At 38.0% G+C, this 26,079-nt stretch carries 24 protein-coding genes and 1 pseudogene; 11 read left to right on the forward strand and 14 right to left on the reverse strand.

Features of this window, described 5'->3' with window-relative positions; translation table 11 throughout:
• Positions 1-7 precede the first annotated feature (7 nt).
• The 3 genes from ACFINK_RS06375 to ACFINK_RS06385 all read right to left on the reverse strand — a co-directional run bounded on the left by ACFINK_RS06375 (position 8) and on the right by ACFINK_RS06385 (position 3,628).
• Complete coding sequence (locus ACFINK_RS06375; RefSeq protein ID WP_273790070.1) at positions 8-160, reverse strand: DUF1127 domain-containing protein; 153 nt, start codon at positions 158-160, stop codon at positions 8-10.
• A gap of 346 nt (positions 161-506) precedes the next feature.
• Positions 507-2,126 (reverse strand): bifunctional phosphoribosylaminoimidazolecarboxamide formyltransferase/IMP cyclohydrolase, encoded by a 1,620-nt coding sequence (gene purH, locus ACFINK_RS06380; protein WP_375638442.1) that lies wholly within the window; start codon positions 2,124-2,126, stop codon positions 507-509.
• Between the two features lie 719 nt (positions 2,127-2,845).
• Complete coding sequence (locus ACFINK_RS06385; RefSeq protein WP_375612234.1) at positions 2,846-3,628, reverse strand: SURF1 family protein; 783 nt, start codon at positions 3,626-3,628, stop codon at positions 2,846-2,848.
• Between the two features lie 296 nt (positions 3,629-3,924).
• On the opposite strand from ACFINK_RS06385, the gene rpmB reads away from it, so the two are divergent.
• The 3 genes and pseudogenes from rpmB to ACFINK_RS06400 all read left to right on the forward strand — a co-directional run.
• Positions 3,925-4,242, forward strand: a complete 318-nt coding sequence (rpmB, locus tag ACFINK_RS06390; RefSeq protein ID WP_375612235.1) for a 50S ribosomal protein L28 — start codon at positions 3,925-3,927, stop codon at positions 4,240-4,242.
• A 120-nt stretch (positions 4,243-4,362) separates the two neighbouring features.
• Complete coding sequence (locus ACFINK_RS06395; protein ID WP_375612236.1) at positions 4,363-5,046, forward strand: VUT family protein; 684 nt, start codon at positions 4,363-4,365, stop codon at positions 5,044-5,046.
• Positions 5,047-6,208: 1,162 nt separating this feature from the next.
• Positions 6,209-6,355 (forward strand): annotated as a pseudogene (locus ACFINK_RS06400) (HaeIII family restriction endonuclease); the annotation flags it as partial.
• 48 nt (positions 6,356-6,403) lie between these two features.
• Here the strand turns inward: ACFINK_RS06400 and cobT are convergent.
• The 3 genes from cobT to ACFINK_RS06415 form a co-directional block, all read right to left on the reverse strand.
• Entirely contained in the window at positions 6,404-8,299 is a 1,896-nt protein-coding gene (gene cobT, locus ACFINK_RS06405) for a cobaltochelatase subunit CobT (RefSeq protein ID WP_375628610.1), read from the reverse strand.
• Positions 8,300-8,313: 14 nt separating this feature from the next.
• The gene (cobS, locus tag ACFINK_RS06410; protein WP_375612717.1) at positions 8,314-9,294 is read right to left on the reverse strand and encodes a cobaltochelatase subunit CobS; all 981 of its coding nucleotides are present in this window, start codon (positions 9,292-9,294) and stop codon (positions 8,314-8,316) included.
• A 202-nt stretch (positions 9,295-9,496) separates the two neighbouring features.
• Positions 9,497-10,117: a J domain-containing protein gene (locus ACFINK_RS06415; RefSeq protein ID WP_375612239.1), complete on the reverse strand. Its 621-nt coding sequence runs from the start codon at positions 10,115-10,117 to the stop codon at positions 9,497-9,499.
• A gap of 124 nt (positions 10,118-10,241) precedes the next feature.
• Between ACFINK_RS06415 and ACFINK_RS06420 the strand changes: the two genes are divergently transcribed.
• The gene (locus tag ACFINK_RS06420) at positions 10,242-10,514 is read left to right on the forward strand and encodes a BolA family protein (RefSeq protein ID WP_375612716.1); all 273 of its coding nucleotides are present in this window, start codon (positions 10,242-10,244) and stop codon (positions 10,512-10,514) included.
• An 18-nt stretch (positions 10,515-10,532) separates the two neighbouring features.
• Here ACFINK_RS06420 and ACFINK_RS06425 read toward each other — a convergent pair whose 3' ends face one another.
• Complete coding sequence (locus ACFINK_RS06425) at positions 10,533-11,501, reverse strand: tyrosine recombinase XerC (RefSeq protein WP_375638443.1); 969 nt, start codon at positions 11,499-11,501, stop codon at positions 10,533-10,535.
• Positions 11,502-11,504: 3 nt separating this feature from the next.
• Positions 11,505-12,326: a SapC family protein gene (locus ACFINK_RS06430; RefSeq protein ID WP_375612242.1), complete on the reverse strand. Its 822-nt coding sequence runs from the start codon at positions 12,324-12,326 to the stop codon at positions 11,505-11,507.
• Positions 12,327-12,458: 132 nt separating this feature from the next.
• Between ACFINK_RS06430 and rimM the strand changes: the two genes are divergently transcribed.
• The 7 genes from rimM to ACFINK_RS06465 all read left to right on the forward strand — a co-directional run bounded on the left by rimM (position 12,459) and on the right by ACFINK_RS06465 (position 18,595).
• Positions 12,459-13,016 (forward strand): ribosome maturation factor RimM, encoded by a 558-nt coding sequence (rimM, locus tag ACFINK_RS06435; protein ID WP_375612243.1) that lies wholly within the window; start codon positions 12,459-12,461, stop codon positions 13,014-13,016.
• Between the two features lie 283 nt (positions 13,017-13,299).
• Positions 13,300-13,998 (forward strand): tRNA (guanosine(37)-N1)-methyltransferase TrmD, encoded by a 699-nt coding sequence (trmD, locus tag ACFINK_RS06440; RefSeq protein WP_375612244.1) that lies wholly within the window; start codon positions 13,300-13,302, stop codon positions 13,996-13,998.
• A 209-nt stretch (positions 13,999-14,207) separates the two neighbouring features.
• On the forward strand, positions 14,208-14,648 hold the full coding sequence (rplS, locus tag ACFINK_RS06445) for a 50S ribosomal protein L19 (protein ID WP_375612245.1): 441 nt from the start codon (positions 14,208-14,210) through the stop codon (positions 14,646-14,648).
• 495 nt (positions 14,649-15,143) lie between these two features.
• Positions 15,144-15,545, forward strand: a complete 402-nt coding sequence (gene sdhC / locus ACFINK_RS06450) for a succinate dehydrogenase, cytochrome b556 subunit (RefSeq protein WP_375606014.1) — start codon at positions 15,144-15,146, stop codon at positions 15,543-15,545.
• Positions 15,546-15,563: 18 nt separating this feature from the next.
• Positions 15,564-15,950, forward strand: a complete 387-nt coding sequence (gene sdhD / locus ACFINK_RS06455; RefSeq protein WP_375612246.1) for a succinate dehydrogenase, hydrophobic membrane anchor protein — start codon at positions 15,564-15,566, stop codon at positions 15,948-15,950.
• Between the two features lie 6 nt (positions 15,951-15,956).
• Positions 15,957-17,801, forward strand: coding sequence for a succinate dehydrogenase flavoprotein subunit (gene sdhA / locus ACFINK_RS06460; protein ID WP_375620955.1), 1,845 nt, complete (start codon positions 15,957-15,959; stop codon positions 17,799-17,801).
• A 14-nt stretch (positions 17,802-17,815) separates the two neighbouring features.
• Positions 17,816-18,595 carry a succinate dehydrogenase iron-sulfur subunit gene (locus tag ACFINK_RS06465; RefSeq protein WP_005774220.1) on the forward strand — a complete coding sequence of 260 codons (780 nt, stop codon included), beginning with the start codon at positions 17,816-17,818 and terminating at the stop codon, positions 18,593-18,595.
• A 1,882-nt stretch (positions 18,596-20,477) separates the two neighbouring features.
• Here ACFINK_RS06465 and ACFINK_RS06470 read toward each other — a convergent pair.
• The 6 genes from ACFINK_RS06470 to ACFINK_RS06495 all read right to left on the reverse strand — a co-directional run bounded on the left by ACFINK_RS06470 (position 20,478) and on the right by ACFINK_RS06495 (position 25,768).
• Positions 20,478-20,753 (reverse strand): hypothetical protein, encoded by a 276-nt coding sequence (locus tag ACFINK_RS06470; RefSeq protein ID WP_375638444.1) that lies wholly within the window; start codon positions 20,751-20,753, stop codon positions 20,478-20,480.
• A gap of 1,160 nt (positions 20,754-21,913) precedes the next feature.
• On the reverse strand, positions 21,914-22,975 hold the full coding sequence (virB11, locus tag ACFINK_RS06475) for a P-type DNA transfer ATPase VirB11 (RefSeq protein ID WP_375612249.1): 1,062 nt from the start codon (positions 22,973-22,975) through the stop codon (positions 21,914-21,916).
• The gene (gene virB10, locus ACFINK_RS06480; protein ID WP_375606219.1) at positions 22,950-24,107 is read right to left on the reverse strand and encodes a type IV secretion system protein VirB10; all 1,158 of its coding nucleotides are present in this window, start codon (positions 24,105-24,107) and stop codon (positions 22,950-22,952) included. Before virB10 ends, virB11 begins: the two co-directional genes overlap by 26 nt.
• On the reverse strand, positions 24,107-24,913 hold the full coding sequence (virB9, locus tag ACFINK_RS06485; protein ID WP_375606008.1) for a P-type conjugative transfer protein VirB9: 807 nt from the start codon (positions 24,911-24,913) through the stop codon (positions 24,107-24,109). The genes virB10 and virB9 overlap by 1 nt, the downstream gene beginning before the upstream one ends.
• 13 nt (positions 24,914-24,926) lie before the next feature.
• Complete coding sequence (locus ACFINK_RS06490) at positions 24,927-25,628, reverse strand: VirB8 family type IV secretion system protein (RefSeq protein ID WP_375606007.1); 702 nt, start codon at positions 25,626-25,628, stop codon at positions 24,927-24,929.
• A complete protein-coding gene (locus ACFINK_RS06495) occupies positions 25,625-25,768 on the reverse strand; it encodes a TrwH protein (protein WP_273790050.1) in 144 nt (47 codons plus the stop codon). Before ACFINK_RS06495 ends, ACFINK_RS06490 begins: the two co-directional genes overlap by 4 nt.
• Positions 25,769-26,079 lie beyond the last annotated feature (311 nt).

The raw sequence follows: 26,079 nt of genomic DNA on the forward strand, positions 1-26,079 counted from the left end.
ACAATTTTCATAAAGATTTACGCGAATAACGTCGTGCAATTGAATCAATATCACCTCGACAAATTCCAAGATCACTAAGTTCATATGTTGAAAGACGACTTAACGCATTAACGGTTCGACGATAACGGCGCCAATTACTATAAAAACGTAGAATATTCATATCCCCTACTCAAACTTTTCATTACACTCTTTAGTTTAAGAATAGAGTATATTACTAAAAAGAGTTGTGTTATAATATCATAGCAGGTATGCATCTACATACAAGATAATGTCCCTTTAACATTTTCCTCATGCGAAAGGGTAACCATTAAAAATATCAACAAGAACATCTTATCCCTAACCAATGGCTAAATTATGTGCATTTTCTGCGGTGATAAACTTCTTCACGTGTAGCTTCTTTGGATTGAATAACTGCTTCCATTTCAACAGTTATCAATAGTCATACGATAATTATGAAAAATTCCTTGAAACATTTGTCTCATACGAAAAGAAAAGCAGCAAAATTATTAATGGCGGAAGTGACGTGTTCCTGTAAAAACCATCGCTAACCCCTGTGCATCAGCAGCGGCGATAACTTCTTCATCACGCATGGAGCCTCCTGGTTGAATAACTGCTGTTGCTCCTGCTTCAGCTGCTGCTAATAAACCATCAGCAAAAGGAAAAAATGCATCTGATGCAACAACAGATCCTTTTGTGAGAGTTTCTGTTAAGCCTGCTCTTTGCGCACTTTCTGCTGCTTTACTTGCAGCAATTTTTGCTGAATCGATGCGGCTCATTTGTCCGGCTCCAATTCCAACTGTTGCGCTATTTTTCGCGTACACAATAGCATTTGATTTAACGTGCTTTGCTACACGAAAAGCAAATTGAAGATCACGCATTTCATCTTGAGTTGGTGCCCGCTTTGTCACTACTTGCAATTTAAGATCATCGACTACCACGTTATCACGTGATTGTACTAAAATGCCTCCTGCAAGTGTTTTCGCAAGAAGTCCTCCACAGCGTGGATCAGGAACTCCACCTGTAATGAGCAAACGAAGATTTTTTTTCTTGGCAATAATTTCACGTGCCGCCATTGTGGCATCAGGAGCAATAATCACTTCTGTGAAAATTTTAACAATTTCTTCAGCACATTCCTCATCAAGGGTTTGATTTAAAGCAACAATTCCACCAAATGCCGATACATTATCACACATAAGAGCTTTCAAATAAGCGTCTTTCAAATTTTCTCCTTCCGCAACACCACAAGGATTGGCATGTTTAATAAGAGCGACAGCAGCGGTTTTTTGCGGATCAAATTCTGCCACAAGTTCAAAGGCTGCATCTGTATCATTCAGATTGTTATAAGAAAGCGCTTTGCCTTGTAAAAGTTTTGCTGTTGCAATACCAAAACGTTTTTCATTATTGCGATAAAATGCTGCCTGTTGATGTGGATTTTCCCCATAGCGCATAACACTTTCAAGATGACCGGAAAAACTCTGCCATGATGGAGTTTCAATTTTTAAATCCCGTGCAAACCACGATGCTATTGCCGTATCATAGGCAGCGGTGTGTGCATAAGCGCGCATTGCTAGCTGATGACGCATAGATAAGCTTAAACATCCATTATGCTGCTTTAATTCAGCTAGAATCGAATCATAATCTTTTATCGCTGTTACAACACCGGTATAAGCATAATTTTTTGCCGCAGCGCGAATCATCGCCGGTCCACCGATATCAATATTTTCAAGAGTCGTTTGCCCATCAGCTCCCGAAAGGATCGTCTCTTCAAAAGGGTAAAGATTCACCACTAAAAGATCAATTCCATGAATGCTGTTCTTTTCCATAGCTTCCCTATGGTTAGGATCTTCTCTTACCCCTAACAAAGCACCATGAATCAAAGGATGGAGTGTTTTTACACGCCCATCCATTATTTCAGGAAATCCGGTAACTTCAGCAACATCTTTTACGGGTAAACCAGCTGCTATGAGGGTTTTTGCTGTTCCTCCTGTTGAAATTAATTCAACATTGTAAGTAGCATGAAGGGCTTGTGCAAAAGCAACCACACCCGTTTTATCAGACACAGAAAAGAGAACACGACGAACCCGATGAAGATCAGGTATGGGAAAATTTTTGGCAACAACACCCATAACAGAAGCCTTAAAAATGAAAGAGTTAAAATTCTAGTAAAACACGCTTATACGTTTATAGCATAAGCCTTTAGCAAAATACACTGAAAGGATAAACTGTCTTTTTAGAATATAGGATGATTCACCTTTTTCTATTATCCTGTAAAAACCTCTCATTTGAGGTGTGGTGATAGGTATAAAAGTCTCATTGAGACATTAAATATTTTTTTGTTGCTTATAACTCAATATCTCATCTTCATAGCAGTTTTGAAACAAAAAATGCATCCGTATGTTCTCTGCTATATTAGCCTTTATACTAGATGAAGGCGAAAGTATTGCGTATATCAATTGGAGTAATCTCTGAAATGGGAAATAATCTAATGAAGCAAGAATATAAAATTATAAAGGCAAAAATGAGTGCTCATCTTTCCTATCATTTTTAAATTTAACTTTATATTTTTCAAAAGCGTTTATGACAATGTTTTTTAAGAGTGAATTTTTTATAGAGTGGAGATAATGCATTGCTTCACATTTTTGGGCATTACATTTTTAATGAATAAACCCTCGTTTTATGATGATTTTTTAAAGAGTGTCGCGTAAATCTTTTGTGGATGGTATAAAGATCTATTGTATGCCTATGATCTTTATTTAACAAAGGCGCAAGTTGGTAGATTTTATTCTCTTTATCAGTTTTCAAGATTCTAAAAATTTTTGTTACTTGAGATGGAAGAGGTATTTTTTTAGTTTTTTTGCCGTAGCAGAAAAAGAAAACCTCCTAACACACCAGCAGCTAAAATAAACCACGTGATTGCATAAACGAGATGATTATTTCGAAAATGGATAATCGTAAGACCAACGACGGGAAGTTTTGCTTGTGGAGATGTTTTTCTGGCATCAATGAAATAAGGGGCAACAGTGGACAAACCAAGTTTTTGTGCCATAGCGGGGAGATCGCGCGTATACCATAAATTTTTGTCAGGATTATTTTTACGCGGGAAAAATCCATTTTTTTCACTCATGCGTAATAAACCTATAATCGTTGTTTGTTCTGTGTCCGTGGTAGAATTTTGCTGAGATAAGGCATTTGTATGCGATTGCTCTGTGTTTTGAAAATTGTTACGTTCATCCATAGGGATAAAGCCACGGTTGATAAAGATCAGTATATTATCAGCAGTTTGTAAGGGAGTCAAAACCCAATAGCCTGTAGTATTTTGAGCGGCAGCAGTGACTAAAATATTTTTATCTGTTAAAAATTTTCCTGTGATAATAACAGGTTGATATTCATATTTTTCAAAAGTAACATCTGACCATTGATTTTTTGGAGGGGCTTTTATGGGGGGTAAATGAATGCGCTGATTGGTACTGGTGATAAGATTTGTTTTCCAGTTTAACCGTTGTACTTGCCATATACCTAATGCACTGAAGAGAAGAAAAAAACAAATACATAAAGTTCCAAATAAAAAAGAAGAAAAACGGCAAGAATTTCCCTGAAGCTTTGTCATGGGGGGGTCTTTTTTGCTCATGATTTGTGCTTCCTTTCGGGACAATAGGCTTTTATTCTAACATGGTATATATTAAAAGAAACATTTTGTACGCTTTTTGGCAGAATTTGCACGCCTTATTGAGGAAAAAGATGAAAAATGAGCCAACAAGAGATGAAAAAGGTTTTATAAAAGACTTGACCTTTTGTTGTCGACCCCCTATTAGAAAGAAACTTCCCAATGATGCCCGTTCAAGGTTGCATTGCGCGTGTTTTGCGTTCATTGTGTCCTTTGGGTATGGGGATTTGAAAGTTTCTTAGAGTTTAAGGGTGAAGTTTATGTCTCGTGCATGTGAATTGACAGGGAAGACGGTTCTGTATGGTAATAATGTTAGCCATGCGAATAATAAGACTCGGCGTCGTTTTTTACCAAATCTTTGCAATGTGACATTGATTTCAGAGGTGTTACAGCAAAGTTATCGCTTGCGTATTTCAGCAAATGCATTGCGTTCTGTTGAGCACCGCGGTGGTCTTGATGGTTTTTTGATTAAAGCAGACGATAAAGAGTTGTCGCAACGTGCGCGTTTGCTAAAACGCCAAATCATTAAGAAAAAAGCTGAGCAAGAAGGTGAGCAAAAGGCTGAACAGGCAGCATAATTGTTAGCGCCATTCTTTTTGGTTTATTAATGCTTTGATTTCGGTTTTCTGTTCTAGAAGTTAAGTTTTTTGCAGGTTGATCGTTTCATTTTATTGGTTCCATATCCCAGGTTAAAAAAAATGTCTTCAAGCGGTCTTTTATTAGAACAGCAAAAGAAAAGGTATGTTGTTTTTTCTATTTTTGCAATGTGCCTTGCTGTCACGGCTTCTAATATTTTAGTTCAATATCCTGTCTATTGGTTTGATTTGAATGAGCTGTTGACTTACGGGGCTTTTACCTATCCATTTGCTTTTCTAATCAATGATTTGACCAATCGTTTTTATGGTCCATCTGCTGCGCGGCGTGTGGTTTATGCTGGTTTTTTTACGGGTGTCTTTGTTTCTTGGATATTGGCGACACCACGGCTTGCACTTGCTTCTAGTTTTGCATTTTTATTTGGGCAACTCCTTGATATTGTGGTTTTTACTCCTTTGCGACGTAAAACATGGTGGAAAGCACCTTTAGCAGCAGCGTTGGTTGGTTCAGCTTTGGATACAGTGCTGTTTTTTGCTCTTGCTTTTTCTAGCTCGTTTGCTGTTTTTGATAAGATAACAGGGTATGCAGATAGTTCACTGGTGGAGAGTACTGTTTTGGGAGGGATAGGCATGCCAGTTTGGCTATCGCTTGCTTTTGGTGATTTTTCGGTAAAAATTATTATGAGTCTGTTGATGTTGATTCCTTATGGGACAATTCTTAACATCGTAAAGCTTCCTCTTTATCAATGTCATTCAAAAGATGATTCCTCTTTTGTTTGTCACAAATAAGGATTTTTGTCTTTTTGTTTTCCTGAAGCCAAGAAAATTGTACGCTATGCTTGGTGTGACACGTTAGTTATAATGGATACTTTATCATTTACCAACTTAAGTAAGAACTCCAACACAAAACGCTTTTTTATTTCAAAATTCTCTTGTGAGGAAAAGATAAAGTCATTTGTTTGAGAAGGGGCTAAATATGCTTTTACAAATGATTCAATGTGACAGAAATTGCAACTGATGTTTATTAATAGATTGATTTAAAATGATAACTTATATTTTTCATTTGAGTGAAAGAGCCCAATATCATAAAATTTTACGCGTTTTAAATACTCTTATATTGAGTTAATAAAAATCATTTGCTTGCCTATGTTATAAGAGGAATTGGCGTGCGGACAACGTCATTTGAGAAAGAAATACTTCTTATGAAGAGCTTTAATGCAATAAAAGTGCAATATTAGGCGCTGAAAGTATATTGATTTATCTTAAAAACATTGGAAACTTGAAAGTAGGATTCTGCTTTTGGCTTGTAGCTTGTAAAGTAAAGGATGATTCTGGATTTTGCATTATGCCATATATGGGCGCTGTTGTGAAATAAGCTTGGAAGCAAGGAAGAATGTAGGAGTGCGGATAAGATATATAATGGTGTGTTCTTTTTCGTGAATGAAGTAATATTTTTTTTCGTGTTTTTCTTATATTTTATGTGAGTAAAGATTTTTTCTTTTATCCATGAGATGGGAGCTTATGTTGATAGATCACCCGTGGTGAGTACTGTTTTGGGAAGGTTAGGGGACAGGTTGGCTTTCGCTTGCTTTAGCAATTTTTGCCGAAAAATTGCTATGAATCCATTTATGCCGATTCTTTTATAAAGAAATTCTTAGTGTTTAAAATATCCTCTTTTTTTTCGTATAATAAATACAACTTTTATCTTTTTGTATTACTGAAGGTGAAAGTTTAGGTATTATATTTTCTGTGAGAGCAGCATTTTAGAGCTATGTCTAGTGGAGATATTTTTCTATATACGTGTATTTCAATATAATGAAATAACACAAGATCGAGACAAAAATGGGTGATTATTCAGTCTTTGAATTTGAATGGTACTCTGGGATATGGTCGTAAATGGAAAGTTCTAAGCAAAACTTTATCAGTCGCAATATAACCAGAAAGTAAAAACAAACTCATTACAATTTTTGAAGATGGTTGGAGCATTTCTTTTAGAGCTCATAATGCATCCAGTAAAGTAGAAGCTTCTTTAAAATTCGATATTCAATTTGTGGGATTATCTTCTCAGGTTGTTAGCCATCAAATTCCAATGGTTTAATGATAGAAATAATTTTTTAAATGTAATCGTTGCTGATTCAAGGCAGGTTTATTTCTTATGAATATGAGTTCTTTTATCACTAAAAAGTATTTCTAATTGTTTTGTTATGGCGTCGGCAAGTTCTTCAGCATTCATAATTGTTACAGCACGTTGGTAATAACGTGTGACGTCATGACCAATTCCAATGGCAATGAGTTCAATAGGGGAGTGTGTTTGGATTTCTTGAATCACTGCGCGTAAGTGTTTTTCTAAATAATTGCTGGAGTTGACCGATAGTGTCGAATCGTCAACAGGAGCGCCATCAGAAATGACCATGAGGATACGACGTTGTTCACGCCGTGATAAAAGGCGTTGATGAGCCCAAATTAAAGCTTCTCCGTCGATATTTTCTTTTAATAATCCTTCTTGCATCATTAAACCTAAATTGCGTCGTGCGCGACGCCATGGGGTATCAGCACTTTTATAGATGATATGGCATAAATCATTGAGGCGTCCAGGATTATGGAGTTTGTTTTGGGTAAGCCATTGTTCGCGCGATTTTCCCCCTTTCCAAGTTTTGGTGGTAAAACCTAAAATTTCAACTTTGACACCACAACGTTCAAGAGTTTGTGCCAAAATATCAGCACAACTTGCAGCAACGCTAATGGGGCGTCCGCGCATTGAGCCAGAATTATCAATGAGGAGTGAAACAACTGTGTCCCGAAATTGGGTGTTGCTTTCCATTTTAAAAGAAAGGGGTTGCATGGGGTCAATAATTAGACGTGGAAGCCGTGTTGTATCAAGATATCCTTCTTCAAGGTCAAAGTTCCAGTTGCGATTTTGTTGCGCCATCAAGCGGCGCTGGAGACGGTTTGCTAAACGTCCAACGATGTTTTGCAGATGATTGATTTGCTTATCAAGATAACGGCGTAAGTGATCTAACTCGTTTTCAGAACAAAAATCTGTTGCTTCCAAAATTTCATCAAATTGACGGGTGAAGATTTTATAATTGCCAAGTCTTTGCATTTGTTCCGAATCAGAAAAAAGGTGTTTGGGTTTGCTCGGCTTTTCTTGCCAAGGTCCATTTTTTTGCTCGCCGTCAGCTTGATCATTGTTGTTTGATTGTGTCGCTTGTGTTTTTCCATCATCTTGCACATCACTTTCTTGTTCAGTGCTGGTTTGTTCTTCACTTTGAGCGTGTTTTTTGTTTTTACTCTCTTCTTCTCTTTGGTCTTGAGGTTCACACGCATTTTTTAATTTTTTATTGTTTTCACTGTTAGAAGCTTCAGCTTGTTGCACTGTCATTTTGAGTGTAACAAGCATTTGGCGAACAATCTGTGCAAAAGCTTGTTGGTTGTAAATATGATGTGGGAGTTCATTGAGTTGTGATGCTGCTTTTTGTTCGAGTTCTTTACGCCACAATTCTAAGACAGAACCCGCTTCTCTTGGAGCTGCGCGCTTTGTTATTTTTTCACGCAATAAAAGTGCAATCGCTTCTTGGATGGGGGCTTCACTTTGGTTGCTAATTTTATGATAATGGGCTCTTTTGTATTTATCGGCGAGCATGACATCAAGATTTTTTGCAAGTCCCTCCATGGCTAAAGTACCAATTGCTTCAACACGTGTTTGTTCGAGGGCATCAAAGACAGCACGTGCTTCTGATTCTAGTGGAGAAAATTGCATGTGAATGCGGTTGTCATGCCATGCTTTGCGCAGAGCCATGGAATCACCTAGTCCGCGGGTAATAGTGATGTCTTTATTTGTTGCGTATTGAGGTAATTCTGGTAAACGCGCGCAACTTTCGCTTAAAGATGGTCGGTTATGACTAAAGGAAACTTCAAGGTTGTTTGTGCCTGCAATCGCACGCATACAGGTGGAAAGTGCTTTTTTAAAAGCTTCAGCATTAAGAGTGTTGTTGGAAGAATCTTTTGCCGGATTTTTGTTGTCGCCAATATCGGTAGCCATGAGTGACAGATTCCTTAAGGCGAAACACCATGAATGAGTGATTCGGGAAGCTCTTGTCCAAAGGCGCGTTGATAAAATTCTGCAACAGTGGCACGTTCGAGTTCATCACATTTATTGAGAAAGGTTAATCGGAAGGCAAAGCCGACATCTTGAAAAATTGTTGTATTTTCTGCCCAAGTAATGACGGTACGTGGACTCATGACAGTTGAAAGATCTCCATTGATAAAAGATTGGCGTACCATATCAGCAACATGAACCATTTGTGAAATTGTCTTTTTTCCCTCAGCCGTTTGAAAAGATTTGACCTTTGAACAAATGATATTAACCTCTTTATCATGGGGTAAATAATTGAGTATCGTAACAATAGACCAGCGGTCCATTTGAGCTTGATTGATCTGTTGGGTACCATGATAGAGACCGGTTGTATCACCAAGACCAATGGTGTTTGCCGTTGCAAAAAGACGAAATGCTGGGTGTGGAGAGATGACACGGCTTTGATCAAGTAAGCTTAGTTTTCCAGAGGTTTCAAGAACGCGTTGGATGACAAACATAACATCGGGACGCCCCGCATCATATTCGTCGAAAACAAGAGCAATATTATTTTGATAAGCCCATGGCAAAATGCCCTCTTTAAATTCAGTGATTTGTAAGCCATCTTTTAAAACGATAGCATCTTTTCCTACAAGATCGATACGACTTACATGACTATCGAGATTAATGCGAAGACAAGGCCAGTTAAGACGTGCAGCAACTTGTTCAATATGCGTTGATTTCCCTGTACCGTGATAGCCAGAAACCATTACACGGCGGTTAAAGGTAAAACCTGCGAGAATCGCTAAAGTTGTTTGCTGATCAAAAAGATAATCAGGATCGATATCAGGAACATGGGGACTTTTTGTGCTAAAAGCAGGGACTTTCAGATCTGTTTCAATATGAAATAGATCGCGAGCACAAAGTGTAATATCGGGCAAATTTTCAACGGTAAGATTTGTCATTATGTTTCTGGAAGGGAGAGGACGCTATTTATTCATTAGAAACGATACAAGAGTTAAAGTATTTATGCAATGCTCTATAATGAGAGCCTTAGATATTGAAGAAAGATTTTTTTACATATTCTATAATGTTTTGCAAAAAAAGTAACATTTTGCGCAAATAATGATGGTCTAAATGAAAATAGACTCATATAAGCGCATGTTTTCAGCACAAACCAGACTTTTTTAGCAAATTGTAAGCATGTAAAACATCACGAAAGCGCTCTTCTGAAGCACGATTACCACCATTGGAATCAGGATGGTGCTTTTTTACCAACTCTTTATATTTCATTTTGATGTCTTCTGCTGAAGCGTTTGCCTGTAGTCCCAGTGTATCAAAAGCTTTTGCTTCTAAGGGCTTTAATTTTCGTGAGAACTTATTGTTTGAATGCTGCCCAGTAAAAAGCGTGAAGGGATCGCGCATGCGATTTTGATAGGCAGCTGTTCCAGAGCGAATCTTTGCATAATTCGCGGCTGTTTTTTTCGATGTACCATTGCTCAGATCTGTAGGCCATGTCGGACGATGTCCTGTGAGAGCATCCTTTTGAAATTTTGCGATATCTTTATTGCTAAGACCAGAGAAGTAATTAAAATTTTTATTATAGGCGCGTACGTGTTCAATACAAAAATATAAATATTGTCCTTCGTGATTTCGACCTGCTGGTGCTTTATGGGACCCTGTTTTTTCACAACCTTCCCACTGACACTGTTGTGCTTCTGGCTCAGCTTTTTGTTTTTTATTTGAGCTTATGCGAATTGAATCGAATAATTTAGATGTTATTGTCATATTATTGGTTTATGCAAAATTGATTAATTTTACAAGAATTGACTTTTGAAAAATTTGTTTTCACACTTATTCTATTATGAAAAAGGTGTATCTTTGCACGTTCATTTTGTTTGAGGAATGAAAAATGTTTATAGAAACAATAATTCAGAGAAAGCTTCAGGATGCTTTTCATCCGCAAAAGCTTGAAGTGATTAACGAAAGTCATCTTCATGAGGGGCATCCTCATAATGAACATGCTTTTGATGGTAAAGGAGAAACACATTTTCGAGTGAAAATTTTATCTTCTTCTTTTTCTAATATGACACGCGTAGAAATACATCGAGCGATTTATAAAGTTTTACAAGAAGAGTTAGCTACTTGTGTTCATGCTTTGGCACTTGAGGTTGAAACACTCTAATTTTTTGATGAGACGTTTTTAGGAACGGGGATGGGCCTTTTGATAGATTTTTAACAAATGGTCTGTATCGACGTGGGTATAGATTTGTGTGGTGGAAAGACTAGCGTGCCCAAGAAGTTCTTGAATCGTGCGCAAATCTCCCCCCCGTGATAAAAGATGGGTGGCAAAAGAATGGCGCAGTGTATGAGGCGTTGCAGTTTCTGGTAAACCAAGGCTTGCACGTAAATTACGGACAGCTTTTTGAATAATGGCAGGCTGTAGGGGACCGCCTCGCGCCCCACGAAATATGGGTTGGTTATCCAATAAAGGATATGGGCAACATTTGAGATAATTTTGTACAGCTTCGTAAACAATTTTGATGAGAGGAACAAGGCGTGTTTTGCCGCCTTTTCCTGTTATAAATAAACTTGTTTTTTTAGGATCAGAAAATTGTTCTGGTGTGAGGCTTAAGGCTTCTGATATTCGCATTCCACAGCCATAAAGAAGCATGAGGACAGCAGCATTACGAGCGCTAATCCAAGGTTCATTTTCCAGTTGATTTTCTTGTTTGACTATGTGAAGTGCTGATTTTATCGCTAAAGGTTTTGGGAGCAATTTGGGGTGTTTGGGGCTTCGGATAAGTTGAGCTGCGGGAACATTGACGATTCCTTCACGTGATAAGTATTTGAAAAAAGAACGGATGCCTGCTACTCCGCGGCTTAAAGAGCGCGCACTTACATTGTTTGTACGCCGATAAGCAAGATAAGCACGCAAGTCACTGATGCGTAAATGAGCAAGATCTGTAAGGGTTGGTGTATGGCTTAAGTGTTGACAGAGAAAAGACAAAAATTGCCGCGTATCACGTTCATAGGCTTGCACTGTTTGTGCTGACATACGACGTGTTTGGGTAAGACACTCTAACCAATTTTTCCTTGCGTTTAAAATTGCATGGTCTGCTGGAATGAGAGGAATATTTTCATCTTTTCTCTTGTCGTTTTTGATGGGCATTATCTAGTTGAGAGTTTCTTTCTTTTTAGATTTTTCATCGTTAGAATGACCATTCTTGTTTTGGGGTTGCTCTTCACGATTGATAAGTTGCTTTTCACCTTTGAGAGAGAGTATTTTCACAAGATTGTGTGTTGACATCAAATGCGCAAAAATTAATCCTAAAAAGCCATTTTTATGAAGTTTGGCAAGTTGGCTTGCTGATAATTTATTCAATTTTTCTTCATCAACAACCCAAAAATGTTCCAATTGCGCTGAGAGACCTTTATCGTTTTTCACATTGATGGATTTTTGGCTTAGAAGATCCATTTCTACAAGAGCATCAATAAACTCAGAGGTTTTCTCCATAGCGATTTTAAAACTTTCAAGAAAGCGAATACGTTCTTCCATAAAAGGAGAAATAGAGCCATCGGAATTAAAAAGTTCTGTTCCTGCAACTTCATTAAACATACCGGACTGTTGATCAAAGCAGACAGAAAGTTCTTTTTCATTGCTAATTTGTGCCAAAACAAAAGGATAGCGACGGACAAAAGCTGGAACATAAGTATTGTTTTTCCAACTTTTATCAGAAGCGATATAGTCATTTTCGTCATTAGAAAGACCGACAAGAGCTGCGGATGTGTAGTGCCGTTTTTTTTGTTCATCTTCGGCGCACATAAATAAAATAGGATAGTCTAGCGCTGCTTGAAAATATTCAGTACTTGCTAAAGGAACCCAATGAGTATCCTTGGCAAAAGACATATCAGTTGGAGGAGCAAATTTTAGATTTTTATGGGAAATTTTGTTGATTGGTGTGATATCTTTGTAAAATAGCATAATATTTGCCATAAGACTTTCTCCTTTATTAATTTGTTTTTTGTTACCAAGAAAGGTCTTTTAGAAGATTGTCTCATATGGCAACAAGATTGAATAGAAAACTATAAGATTGAAGGGTTCATTTTTGAGAGATAATATTTTTGCATGAAGTATAATAAAGAAAAGCTTAAAAATAAAGTCTATCTTGCCATTATTGGTATGCCTCATGGTATAAAAGGAGATGTTTTTGTTAAAATTCTAAGTGCTGAGCCACAGCGTTTCAAGTTTTACAGCACTCTTTATGATGATATGGGGCGTTCTTATGAAATTGTAACTCTTCGCATACAAAAAAATAAGGCGATTGTACGTTTTAAAGGGGTAGAAAATCGTAATGCGGCTGAGTCTTTAAAAGGTATTCGCCTTTATGTGACGCGTGATCAATTAATTGATGATTTGATGGAGGATGAGTTTTATCAAGTCGATTTAATAGGCTTGTGTGTCCAAGATTGTGGGGGGAAAATCTTAGGTGAAGTGTGTGGTTTTTTTAATTTCGGGGCTGGTGATTTGCTTGAAATACGTTTGAATACAGGTAAAAGAGTTCTTATTCCCTTTAGTAAGGCGGCGGTACCAGAAATTTGTATGGATTCTGGTTTTCTTGTTGTTGATCCCATGGCCGCTGGTTTAATTGATGGGGGAGACAATGAGAAAAAGGAAATAGCTTGAATCTAAAATAAAGATGAAGGTAAAAAACAACAGATGAATTTCGTCAATAAAAAGTGGAATGTGTGAAAATATTAAAAATGCTCTTTTGAGCAGATATTGTAAGCACTTTATCTCGAAATAGTCCTGAATTTTTAGAGTCTTTTTTAGTGCAAGTATTTAGAAGGATCGTATTGAATATGGCGCAGATCAAGAAGACTCAGATTAACGCTATGGCGTTAAAAGTCTTGTTTGTGCTATTTTTGCTATTAAGAGTCTGTTTAAGAAAATAAGGATAAGAAATAAAATGAAATTTCAGGCGCGCGTTTTAACCCTTTATCCTGAAATGTTTCCTGGTTTTTTAGGGTATTCTTTAGCAGGGCAAGCTTTAGAGCGTGGAATTTGGTCACTGGAGACGGTACAGATTAGGGATTTTGCTTTAGACAAACACCATAGCGTTGATGATAAACCTGCTGGTGGGGGAGCTGGTATGGTAATGCGGGCGGATGTATTGGCGGCTGCTCTTGACTGCTGTCCACAGGATTCGCCAAGATTGTTGATGAGTCCACGTGGGCGTCCTTTTGACCAAGCTTACGCGCATAGCTTGGCTCGTGATACGGGTGTAACGTTAGTTTGTGGACGTTTTGAAGGGGTTGATGAGCGAGTCATAGAAGCACGAGAATTAGAAGAAGTTTCTATTGGTGATTATATTCTTTCAGGGGGTGAAACAGCTGCATTGGTTATCTTAGATGCTATTATACGTCTTCTGCCTGGAGTGATGGGGAATGCAGCTTCTGCAAGGTGTGAAAGTTTTGAAAATGACTTGCTGGAACATCCGCAATATACCCGCCCTTCTCTTTTCGAAGGGCGGGGTATTCCGCCTGTATTGCTCTCAGGTCATCACAAAGCGATCGCAGATTGGCGTCAAAGCCAAGCCGAATTGTTAACACGTCAACGTCGCCCTGATCTTTATGCGCGTTATAATAAAAATCATCAGAAAACTTGATTCATATGATAAGGTGGTGTATTGCATGGCTCTCTTTTTAGAGAGTTTTTTATAAAAGGTTTTCTGTAGTTCCAAAATTAAAATGAAGGAATGGTGTATTCGCTCCTGTGTAAGACATAGCCTAAAGAGCTCCTTATTCTTAATAAAGGCTTTTTTGGTAAGAGTTGAGCGCTCTGACTGTTCGATAAAGAACATGAAGGATAAAAGAAATGAATATTATCGCACAGCTTGAAGCTGAACAATGTGCAAAAATTGAAGAAAAGCGCCAATTTCCAGCATTTCAGCCAGGAGATACAGTCCGTGTTATGGTGCGTGTGACAGAAGGTACACGGACGCGTGTTCAGGCTTATGAAGGTGTCTGTATTGCGCGTTCAGGCGGTGGGTTGAATGAGACCTTTACAGTACGCAAGATTTCTTATGGTGAAGGGGTGGAGAGGGTATTTCCTGTTTATTCTCCTTTGATTGAAGGTGTTGAGCTGGTGCGCCGTGGTAAAGTGCGCCGTGCAAAACTCTATTATCTACGTGGCTTGAGAGGTAAAGCTGCACGTATCGCTGAAAAGAGAGATTATCGGAAAAAAGCTGAAAAGGTTGTTGAGAAAGTAGAAGCAGCATCTGTCAGCACAGATGTTGAAAAGCAAGTTTCTGAGTAAAGATTATATCGGCTAAACTTTATGCAAAAGCGGCTTTTATGCCGCTTATTTGTGTCTTTCTTGATTCGTTTTGCCTTTTAAAAGGCTTGGAGTGGACATAAAAATGTTCAATCTATCAATTTTTCCTCTTTTTATTCTTAATTATGGGTGCAGTTTAAGAGACTATTGCATATATCGTGAATACTCAAAAGGATAAGTTTAATCTGAAAAAATGTCTGTTTATATTTGGAAAAGATTTTAGACCTTTGACGTGAAGATAAAAGTGTATTAGATTAAGGCGAGTTTTGCGGATCATATCCGGAGAGTAATCGGTTTTTTTATGCGTGACCTTTAATCCGTTATTTGAGACAACCGACCTGTAATATCGGTATCTTGAGATGCCAAACAAGTAAAAACGAGAGAGTATGTTTAGTCGTTTTGCGCGAACTTTCTCGTTCATTGCGGTTGCAAAAACCAGGTCAGGATATTTTATGATAAACCAGGTCAGGATATTTTATGATAGAGACAACTAGGATAAAAGAGCGCCCTCGTTCCCCTCATATAAGTATTTATCGTTGGACAATTACTATGGCCATGTCCATTGCACACCGCATTACGGGTATGGCACTTTATGTTGGAACGGTTTTTCTTGCTGTTTGGTTAATTGCTATTGCGTGTGGCGAGGAGACATTTAGAACAGTTTACGAAATTTATAGTTCTTGGTTTGGATTGTGTATTTTGTTTCTTTATACTTTGGCAGGGGTTCATCACATGGTTGGTGGTGTTCGCCACATTGTTTGGGATCTGAAGCCTTGCCTTTTGGCAAAAGAAAAGGCAACAGTCACTGCTTGGGCGACAGTGTTTATTTCTCTTATTGTTACTTTTGCGATTTGGATTATTGGATATACCGTTGTTTAGCTGGGGGTGAAAAGAGACATGAAAAAAGATTTTCGAACGGAACTTGGAAAAGTACGGGGGCGTGGCAGTGCTCATGAAGGAACAGAGCATTTTTGGCTAGAACGTTTGACGGGGTTTATCAATCTACCACTTTTGATATTTTTTATTGTTCTTATTCTTTCGCTTGTGGGAAAGGATTATAGTATTGTGCGTGCAAGACTTGCACATCCTATTGTTGCTATTTTGATGGGATTGATGACTTTTTCGGTCCTTTATCATATGAAACTTGGTATGCAGGTAGTGATTGAAGATTATATTCCACGTGAAGGTTTTCGGATATTCTTTTTGACGTTAAATATTTTATTTTGTTTTCTCATAGGTGGTATCATTATTTTTTCTCTTTTGAAAATTGCATTAGGGGGTTAAACAAGTATGGCGGGTACAGGATCATCTCTGGGTGCTAAAGCAGGTAACGCCCCTTATCGCACTGTAGATCATAAATTTGATGTTGTTGTTGTTGGGGCAGGTGGTGCAGGATTACGTGCGACACTGGGTATGGCAGAACAAGGATTAAAGACAGCTTGTATTACGAAGGTTTTTCCAACGCGCTCACATACGGTTGCAGCACAAGGGGGAATTGCTGCATCGCTTTCAAATATGGGACCTGACAATTGGCAGTGGCATTTATATGATACCGTGAAAGGTTCTGATTGGTTGGGCGATACCGATGCAATGGAATATTTGGTGCGTAATGCTCCTGCTGCTGTGTATGAATTAGAACATTATGGCGTTCCTTTTTCGCGAACGCAAGAAGGCAAAATTTATCAGCGTCCTTTTGGTGGACATACGACACAATTTGGTGAAGGTCCGCCTGTTCAGCGTACTTGCGCAGCAGCTGACCGTACAGGCCATGCCATTTTGCATACGCTTTATGGACAAAGCTTAAAGCATAATGCGCAATTTTTTATTGAATATTTTGCACTCGATCTCATCATGACGGATGGGGTTTGTACGGGGGTTGTGGCATGGAATCTCGATGATGGTACAATACATCGTTTTTCTGCCAAAATGGTTGTTCTTGCAACCGGTGGTTATGGACGGGCTTATTTTTCTGCGACATCGGCGCATACCTGTACGGGTGATGGTGGTGGAATGATCGCACGCGCTGGATTGCCACTTCAGGATATGGAGTTTGTGCAATTCCATCCGACAGGGATTTACGGTTCTGGCTGCTTAATTACAGAAGGAGCTCGTGGTGAAGGAGGCTATTTAATCAATTCTGAAGGTGAACGCTTTATGGAGCGTTATGCACCTTCCTTTAAGGATTTGGCTTCACGTGACTTGGTTTCGCGTTGTATCACACTTGAAATTCGTGAAGGGCGTGGCGTTGGACCTAAGAAGGATCATATTCATTTGGTTCTCAATCATATTGATCCTGCAATCTTGCATGAGCGTTTACCAGGGATTTCAGAATCAGCACGGATATTTGCAGGGGTGGATGTAACAAAAGAGCCTATCCCCATCTTGCCAACGGTTCATTATAATATGGGTGGGATTCCTACCAATTACTACGGGGAAGTTCTCAATCCAACGGCTGATTCGCCTGATCGTATTCAACCAGGGCTGATGGCGGTAGGAGAAGCAGGATGTGCTTCTGTTCATGGTGCTAACCGCTTGGGGTCAAATTCATTAATTGATCTTGTGGTGTTTGGTCGTGCTGCTGCCATTCGCGCGGGTGAAGTTATTGATCGGAATGCAGAAATTCCACCCATCAATGAAGAAGCTGTTGACGAAATTATAGCGCGTTTTGATCGTTTACGTTTTGCACAAGGGGCAATACCAACAGCTGTATTGCGTGAAAAAATGCAACGCACGATGCAAGAAGACGCAGCAGTCTTCCGTACAGAAGATTCTTTGAAACAGGGATGTCAACGGATGAATAAAATCTGGGGGGAATTGTCGGATCTCAAAGTCACAGATCGTTCTCTGATATGGAATTCTGATTTGGTTGAAACATTAGAGCTTGAAAATCTTATGGCGAATGCAATCATGACTGTTCATTCTGCCGAAGCACGTTCAGAAAGCCGTGGCGCTCACGCTCGTGAAGATTATCCAGAGCGTGATGATAAAAACTGGCGTAAACATACGATTTCACATTTGTCAAAAGAGGGTAAGGTGACATTATCATATCGACCTGTCCATGTGGACCCGTTAACATCTGAAGCTGATGGTGGGATCGATTTAAAGCGCATTGCACCTAAAAAACGGGTTTATTAAGGGGAGAATAAAATATGGTACAAATTAAGCTTCCCAAAAATTCTCAAGTAAAACCGGGAAAGGTTTGGCCTAAACCTGAAGGTGCTACAAAGCTGACGGAATTTCACGTGTATCGTTGGTCGCCTGATGATGAGGAAAATCCTCATTTAGATACTTATTATGTGGATCGTTCTGCTTGTGGTCCTATGATTCTTGATGGGCTTTTGTTTATTAAAAACCATATTGATCCAACTTTGACACTTCGTCGATCATGCCGTGAAGGCATCTGTGGTTCATGTGCGATGAATATTGATGGAACCAATACATTAGCTTGTACCAAAGGGATGGATGATGTAAAACATCCCATTAAGGTCTATCCGTTGCCTTCCATGCCGGTTGTTAAAGATTTGGTTCCTGATTTAAAGCGTTTTTATGCACAACACCGAGTCATTGAGCCTTGGTTGCAAACAGTTTCTCCTGAACCTGCAAAAGAATGGTTACAAAGTCACTCCGATCGCCAAAAAATCGATGGCCTTTATGAATGTATTTTGTGTGCGTGTTGTCAGACTTCATGTCCAAGTTATTGGTGGAACGGTGATCGTTATTTGGGGCCCGCTGTTTTGCTTCAAGCTTATCGCTGGATTGCGGATTCACGTGATGAGATGTGTGGTGAACGTCTTGATAATTTAGAAGATCCTTTCCGCCTTTATCGTTGCCATACGATTATGAATTGTGCGCAAACTTGTCCAAAGGGATTAAATCCAGCGAAAGCGATTGCTGAAATTAAAAAACTCATGGTTGAACGCCGCCTTTGAAAATTTACTGATTGATCAAAATAAAGCGCAAGGTGGGAAATTGTATCTCCTTTTAGCAATTAAATCTCTAAAAGAAGATCGGCTGCTTATGGGGGCGCAGTAGCTATAATCATTCTAAAAGCGAAGTAATCTCTAAAAATTAAGCAATCCTTGTAGAAGCAATCCTTGCAATGGCTGAGCAGAAAACTCATAGTTGAATATTATCTTTGAAATTTGACCGATTAACGAACAGTAAAAAGAAAAATAGAAAATTGTGCGTGTTTTTGTGCCTCTTTGAGGCTTAATCTCTAAAAATTTATTGGCTTCTATGAGGCGGTTAGTATAGTTATTATTGCCTTTAAAAAGGCATTAGTCTTTCGAGTAAACTATACTTTAAATAGCGTTCTATGTAAAAACAATAAAATCAATATGCCATGTGTTTTTATTTTTATTAAATTCGCATCATAATTTATACTTTGATGCAGATTTAAGTAATCATTTTTTATAAAAAATGATTACTCTGTATAAATATAGCACAAAAATAAATGCTGATACAAATATTAAACGCATGTAAATTATCTAAATGAAATACAAAGGAGTGATCATTATGACAATTCGTCATTTTACGACACATTTATTGTAATATCGAAAACATTGCTAATATTCAAGGATTAGGAATTTTTGATAATATCATTATATATATAAAGGTCATATTTTTTATTTTAAAGATTGGATTGTTAATCGCATTAAAAAACAAAATTTATAGTTCTCAAAGAATGGAGAACGTAAAATCCCTCTCTATTGTAGAGATAGATCATACAGTTAAGGGGGAAGTAATTTAAAATTATTGTTACGTCATAGATTTAAATTCATTAAAGAGCAGATAAGACGTTTGAAAAATAGCAAATTTATAGGTTTCTCTAAAAATTTAGAAAATGATAGTAAGAATTCTAAGAACACGTGTTGCGAATGTGGAATAAGCGGTGTTTGTAGGTTCGTTTGAGTTGAATAAATTCAATCATCAAAGAAAATATGTTGTATTTTGACGAGTTTCGGAGGTTTTGATTTTATATGTTTTTATCTATAAAAAATAGAGATTTCTAGGTTTAGATCTTATTTATTATGTTAGGGTATTTCATTGTTCTTGTATGTATGCTTAAGAAAGTTGTTTAAGCAGTAAAAGTGTTTTTTATTTTTCAGCATAAAGGATATTTCTTAACATGAAAAAGAGGTGTCCAAGTATTAACGGTATAATCAGTCATTGTTTTGGTATTTATTCTGTTGTGCTGTAAAACACTATCTTATTTAGGATGTGGTAATTAGAGTGGTTAGAAGGTGAAATCTGCTAGGTGAGGGGGCGGATTGTTTGCAGATTAGTTTGCGTGTTAAGAGGCTTCGTCCTTTGAGGTGTGATAGGTGGAGTCTGTTAGCCAATTACGTAAACTAGAGCGAAATCTACGTGGACAGGTTTTTAACCTAACCTCTCTTATATATTGTGATAGGAAATTCACATTAATAAGGACTACGGCCGGTTACAGAAAATAGAAATCATTGCGAAAAAACAAGCGTGCTTGTTTTAAAATTTTTAATATTTGTGATCATAGTGACATGCGAAATCTCCTGTAGTATCACGCAGACCGTTCGTATTCTCGAGCCAAGAGTTGTCCATATATCCTCTTCAATCTGATCTTCACGAATTGATGCAAGAGATGGGTACGAACACCTGTAAGAATAAGCAGACGCAAAGCCAGTTGTATCATTCTTGTTGCTTTGCAGAGTGTTTGATAAAAATCTGGAACATTTCTCCAATTCATTGCCGGTTTATTAATGACTTTATGGCGTTGTTTTTTTAAAAGAGCTTTTGCTGTTGCAGCTTTTACTTATCAGATGGGAGTTAAGAGTATTATGTATCTCTGTTGGCGCAATCTTTGAAAGTTTCTATACAGCCGCCTAATTTGAGGAGAATATGAAGCTGTAAAGGTGCAAACCAGTTTCCATTTTTAGCATCATTTTTTAATTCTGCTTTACGGCTTTCAAAAGCATCTAGAGTAATGTCTTTTAAATAATAGAGATTACACATTGCTTCACGCTTTTGTTTCTCTCGTTCTTTAATAAGATCAAAACCCTTATGTAAAACAGAACGCCCCGAACCAAATACACTTTGCTTGTCAATTTGCACGCTTGTTTTTAAGAAACCTTTCTTTAAGGTGCCTAAGCTTATTTCACTACAGAGTTCGTGGATGGTATAATGGTAAAGCCCCGATGAATAATATAAAATTTATAGAGCATCTCCATTTTTACACTTCATAAAAGAACAAGTTGGGCGCCATTAGACACTTTGCAAACTCCCAATGTTGTGACAATTTTTGGCATTTTGGATGGTTTATAAAAGGCATTTTTAGTGCTTTTTTGTACAATTTCATTCTATACGGCTTTATTTACTTATAATGTGCAAGAGACATGGTTTTGGTTAATAAACAGCTTTGAAATGAGAGAATCCTACGGTACTAAGATCTTTTATCCAACACGCAAAATAATGAACACTCTTTATAAGACAATGTGATGCATCTTAAGAAGAGTGATTGTAGATCTGTTCTTTTAGGAATTTTTGCTTTTTGTGGTGCAGAGAAGAGAGCAGGAATATTCAGAGTAGAGCTTACCTTATGTAGTCTATGGATATCATCTTTAGGAGAGGGACATAAGCCACGTGATATGGTTAGCAAAGCTTGCTTAAGAGAAATTTGGTTGTTTACGAACAACTGGAGGTTAAGAATCTTTCTTCGTCCGAAGAAGACGTCGTATATACTACTATACTTTTTATTACCAAATAGAACGTGGTTTATGGATGCTAAATCGAAATGATAATTTATTTCGTATGAGGTTTTCCGTATTTGGAGATTGTTTGGTTAAAAAACATATTTATTAACCACTTGAAAATAGCGCTTAGAATTTTTAAACGATAAGTTTTGGTCTTGATGACGATAATTATTTGTGATGATCGAAAGTACCTATTTTACGAAGCTTTCATTGATAGGCGAATCAAAATTTATTCTTTTCTTTTGTTTAAATATTTATTTTGCAGCTATTTTTTCTTTTTTGCATCAAAGATACTTTTTCAAAAGGTAAATGGAAAGAATGATCAAAGGCAAGAGAATAAAGAGAGCCTTATGTATAATTTGGTTTTCTCGTAGAGTTGTTGTCTATTAACTTTTTTCCTCATGAAGAGTGTAGAAAATCCATCGGAGAAGCAAAGAGAATAGGAAAAGTTAAATAAATAGCCGTAACAATTAGTTACGGCTATTTTTGTTTGCTTCATATTACCGAGAGAGGAAGCTCCCCTTAAGCGATTTTTGATTTAGCAAAAATCGGGTCGTAAAAGACTTCAGAGAGTTTTCTATCTTTAAAGAACAACACTACGTCAACTGTTGTATAGAGAACGATTTTTATCATTTCTAACTCGAGTTGCCGGCCAATTTCTGATCTTTTAATCAAGGTGGCACATCGCTCAAATGTTTGCAAAGCGCTGTTAGCATGCGTTGTTGTAATCGATCCGGGATGACCAGTGTTGAGCGAATTGAGATATTCCCATGCTTCATTGCCTCGCAATTCAGCGAGAAAAATTCTGTCAGGCGACTGACGCATACACGCATCTAGGCATTCTTCAGCTGAAACACGGCCTACATTGTTACCATAAATCATATGTACATGATTGGGATGATTGGGTAGAAAAAGCTCATGAACATCTTCAATTGTGATAATACGCTCCTCTACAGGGACCTTTTCAATTAAAGAGCGCGCAAATGTTGTTTTACCAGATCCTGTTTTGCCTGCAATAATAATGTTGCGTTTGTGAAGGACGCATTCTTCCAAAAATTCAAGAATTTTTCCCTCACGTTTACTTTGTAAGAGTTGAACTTCAAATGGTTCCAACCGTGTGAAGTCCTGCCTCGATAACAAGTTATTGGCTTCTTTTGCTGAAGGCTTATTAAAACTTACATCAGAAAAATCGTCAAATGCCCCTTCTTCTTTGAGTTCTTCTAACGTTTTAACTATGAGAGAATGTTTACGAATTACAAAGGAAAGAGCACCATCAACAACAGCTGGTGTTTGTATAATTGTACCACGTTGTCCACCAGGCAAGAGCACATAATTAATACTTCTGGGAGCCATACCGTTATAAACGATAATAGCTGTAATAAGCGTTTGCAAAAAAGTGGTTGTTAACTCTGGTACGCTATGTAGTTGCCAACCCTTAAAGCTTTTCGTCCATACTTCACAGGGGCGGCAAATCGATAATTCAGTGATCGTGGGATCTTCTAAAAAACAATCAAGCGGTTGCAGAAGCTGAAAAACTGCTTGATCTTTTTGTATCGGGTTAACGTGTGACGAGACTGTAGACATCGCTGAAATCCAGATCACGAGCAACAAAAATATTTACTCGTTCGCCTTGGTTTTTGTAAAGTGTTGGTGTGATATTGATGGAATTTTGAAGAACATCGATTGCTATAGATTCAGCATTCTGAGCTCCTTTATTTTGTGAGTTATCTTTATTTTCTTTGCTGCTTTTACCAACTTTTCCTCTTACCCATTCTCCTAAATCACCGATAATGCTTACCATAATTGCACTACCAAATCGTTCCCAAAAATGTCTGTCAACCCAGCCACCAATACCCGCTTCACCCAGAGGACCTGTGCCTGGTGAGTCAAGATTGACAACAACACCAGAAGGCGTTTCAATGCGTAACCATTGCACAAACACGCGCGTTTGTCCTTGTTGTATGCCACTTTGGTAAAAACCAACAACTTTAGAACCACGGTCAAGCAAAACAACACGTCCACTCGTGGAATAAATATCGCGTGTTAAATGACACGTCGTCATTCCGGGTTGAGATGTAATGATTTTTGTTTCTAACGTACAATCTATTTGCGTTCCTTGTGTAATCAAAAAGTCACGGTTACGAAGTTGCATCGCATGTGATTGACCTAAACGCACGGGCTGAAGGTTATCAAATAATACGCCATTACCTCTATCATTATTCGATGCTTTATTATTTGTATCTGTAGATCCTTCGCTACCACCGTTGTTAAGGCTAGAACTGAGCATACGTTTGCGTGCTAATTCTTCAGAATCTTGGAGCATATGTGGAGGAATGGCTGTTTGAAGAAGTTTACTCAATGCCGGTGGAATATCCAAGTTTGAATCTTCTGTTTGTGTTGATTTTTCTGCTTCTTCTACAATCTTTGGCTCTTCTATAATCCGAGGGACATAGTTTGGTATAATTTGCTGTACTATTTGTTGTGGTTTTTCTTCCTCAACCTCCACGGTATTACGCATTTTAAAAGCTTTCCAAGTCAAGGCAATCGGTATCGCTACTATGACAATAAGTCCTACCATTAACAATGCACGGGTACCTGGAATTGTTGGACGACGTTCAGAACCTAGTTCGGACCCTCCATAGGTACCTTCAATATGTTTTTGTTCGACGTTGTCCAGTTTTGTACCTTTTCCCTCTCCTTCCTTATTGTCAAACATCATTTTCCTCCTTTATTGATACGATAAACCACCGAAGATACTGTCCCTGTTGTGTTTGGTACGCCATTGGGGTCATAGGCTTCATTAAAAACAGCTAGAGCGCGTTTACCAAGCCGTATAAGCCATTTAGGATTGACCTTATGAACGGCGATAATATCATTAGAACTGCCGATAACGGTGCGTGGTATTAAGCTTTCATTACCTTCAGCATCTACGACATAAATCGATGGCATATCCATGTTAGCGGGAAATTTAAAGTAAGTAATACGCCCATTGTCCCAAGCATTTATCGGAGCAATATCTTGGTGACCACTCATGGTATAACTGAGATTATAGCCGTTGACGCTTTGGTGAAAACCACGTTCAATCGCAAGGCGCCGATTGTTTTCTTCTGACTTTTCATCGTTTGAATCGGGATAATGGAAAGCCAATTCATATGTTGATCCCGCACGGTCATTCCGAAATTGTAGTCGGAATTTATAACTCCGTTTGTCGGTTACAACGATGAGATTGGTATTGGCAAGTTCTGCTTTTGGTTTAATAAAAATATGCCGCCCTTTATGAGCAAAGGCATAGGCTTCAGAATCGCCAAAGGCATGAGTTATGTACTGTTCACCTTCTTCAAGAATAATATGTGTTGCCACACCAAGAACTGTTTCAATTTGAACCACATCGGCTTCGTTATATGTTATATAGCGAATGCGATGATCATATTGTGAATTTGATGGACTTTTGAGCGCCTGCACAGGTACCGTATAAAGAGAAGAAAACGAAGACAATAGAACAACGAACGCAAGTTTTTTCATAACAATCAATTCCTTAATCATTCAACAGTATTTCTGGGTCAGAACGGTAACTTGTTACTTGAAAACCAAGGGGGTTAAGCAATCGATCAGATGATTTCATGGGTGCACCAACATAGGTGTAACCAATTGTTGCAATTTGGTGCTGTTTTGGTCCAGTAGCAGCACCGTTGCTGTCAAGTTGCTGAGTCGTAAAACGTACAGTTGCTTGACCGAGTCCATTAGGCTGGATTGATCGTACTTTAACTGTAATACGTGCTTTGTTGGAAAGCACTTTGTCCCGTGCATTTTCTCCATCATAGATTTTATAATATTCTTGTTGAACAGATGCCGCACTTAAAAGTGCTGTTGTGTCATAGTTCAGTTGAATAGTATCGTAGTCGTAAGTTTCGCGGTTAAGTACATATTGGTTTAGCCAATATCTATCTACAACTTCACCATAGCTTTCTTCGTGTTCACGCATGATTGAGATAACATCAACTGCACCCGTCGTATTATCAACGCGCAATACTAAGGGAGTTGGAGCTGGTTGAGAAAATCCAACAACTCCACATATCATACCGAATAAGCCAAAAAGACCCACAGTACTCGCAACACGCCATGCCGTTCTGCGCGACCTTATAAATTCATTGATAAGATCACGTTCTAAGCCACGGCTTTCTTCATAATAACTTCTAAGTTGTTCGGCTTTCACTGGTTTTGCTTGTTTTGTTTTCATCTGTCTCCTCGCTTGATTTCGGCAGGGATTGTTTTATTAATAGGCACGCGGTTCCTATCATTAGGCTGTTTTAGCTTTGGTGCTAATGCACAAGCCGATAAAAGGTTTGCAATCAAAATTATAAGAATGATCGACTTCATTTTAATATGACTCTTTTTACTGTTATATACATTCTGATATTTGTTGTCATTATTATAATTTTGACACTAAAGTAAAGTGTATAGTTTACGATAATTTATCTTTTCTTAATTTCATTTTTTAATTTATGAAAATAGCTCAATTTCAGTGCAAATATTTTTTACTTTAGGATTGGATATCCTTATTATTTTGTCATATGGATATTAGGGGCGTTTGTTACGGGAACCATTGCTTTTTATCTCATCTAGTTTTTATGTCTCCATAGATGTCCAAATGTAATGCCTTTTGCGAGAGAATTGGCCATGCTTGATAG

The sequence above is a fragment of the Bartonella sp. AA16NXGY genome (assembly GCF_042197325.1).
Classification (GTDB): domain Bacteria; phylum Pseudomonadota; class Alphaproteobacteria; order Rhizobiales; family Rhizobiaceae; genus Bartonella.